Annotated in this window: 1 protein-coding gene; it reads left to right on the top strand. The window is 53.0% G+C overall.

The genetic code is table 11. The features are described 5' to 3' along the window. Nucleotides 1-298: 298 nt before the first annotated feature. Nucleotides 299-739 carry a hypothetical protein gene (locus tag A3764_RS19225; RefSeq protein WP_150122126.1) on the top strand — a complete coding sequence of 147 codons (441 nt, stop codon included), beginning with the start codon at nucleotides 299-301 and terminating at the stop codon, nucleotides 737-739. Nucleotides 740-842 lie beyond the last annotated feature (103 nt).

Below are 842 nucleotides of genomic sequence, written 5' to 3'. Positions count from 1 at the left end.
CAGTTTTGTGTGGCAGACCCCCCTGACAAACGGTGAACAAATCAGGAAAGTGTGGCAGGCACTTACCGATCGACAGGAAACCGCAATTTCGGTGCCTAAATAGCAAAAACCGTTTGTTATCAGTGGCCTATAGTGATCGACAACTTGCGGGCCTTGATGCCCTGTCCACCCAACACCGGAGACCGATATGCTCTGCGAGATATGTGGCCCTGAGAACGAATGTACGTGCGGGGCATGTCAGTGCAAATGGTGCCGCAGTCGGCGTGGTGACTACGTTTCTCCGCTCGAAGACCGCCAGATGGATGCGCACGTTCGCGCGGTGGCATTAGCCGACTTTCAGGATAGAATTTCTACACGATGGAACCCACCCACGGTGAAAGGAAAAAACATGGCTGTAATATCCGATTGGATTGAGAACATCGCGGGCGATGAGACGATCGAGGCTGTCGTGATTGGCCCGCATTACCGAGACAGGTTCAACAGCGACAAAGACGAAAATTTCAATGCCGCACCACTGAACAAAGTTATCTCATGGGAGGTCGCCAAGCCTTTTCTATCATACGAGTACGTCAACGGATATGGCGGTGCTGACTGTCACCCTGTCTTTGTATGGACCGCAACCAAGATAATTACGATAACTGAATACGACGGCTTGACCGGTCCCACTTGGCTTCCTCGCAATCCCATAGATATTGAGCCGGGGTTTGATGGCGTTGAAGCCGCACCATGGAACGCCTGATCTGCCGCATTCTTGGCCACATATGGGACGGGGCTGAGTATCGCGGGCCGTGGGCAACTATCTATCGCTGCAAACGATGCGCGGCTGAAAAGAACCCGCCCAA

Source organism: Sulfitobacter sp. HI0129 (assembly GCF_001635395.1).
Classification (GTDB): domain Bacteria; phylum Pseudomonadota; class Alphaproteobacteria; order Rhodobacterales; family Rhodobacteraceae; genus Sulfitobacter.
Note: the sequence above shows the minus strand (reverse complement) of the source record. Positions and strands in the feature narration are given on the sequence as shown.

Coding starts and splice junctions, on each gene's coding strand:
- A3764_RS19225 (WP_150122126.1), top strand. CDS start 299: ATGGATGCGCACGTTCGCGCGGTGGCATTAGCCGACTTTCAGGATAGA.